General features: G+C 66.7%; 1 protein-coding gene. It reads right to left on the bottom strand.

Features of this window, described 5'->3' with window-relative positions; translation table 11 throughout:
- Positions 1 to 222: tetratricopeptide repeat protein (locus tag Q1A43_RS22435; protein ID WP_299939067.1), on the bottom strand; the 222-nt coding region annotated here is incomplete at both ends.

Here is a 222-nt window from a genome sequence, read left to right as displayed (position 1 = left end):
GATCGCGCAGCACCTCCGCCCGCCCGTTTCGGGCAACGGCGTTTTCTGGGAACCGATCGATCGCCGCGTCATAGGCGGCCAAGGCCTCGCTGAACTGTCCAAGATCGCGCAGCACCCCCGCCTGCCCGGTTCGGGCAAAGGCGTTTTCTGGGAACCGATCGATCGCCGCGTCATAGGCGGCCAAGGCCTCGCTGAACTGTCCGAGATCGCGCAGCACCTCCG

The organism is uncultured Pelagimonas sp., from assembly GCF_947498515.1.
Lineage (GTDB): Bacteria > Pseudomonadota > Alphaproteobacteria > Rhodobacterales > Rhodobacteraceae > Pelagimonas.
The sequence above is the reverse complement of the archived record's forward strand: the minus strand, read 5'-3'. Positions and strand labels throughout refer to the sequence as shown.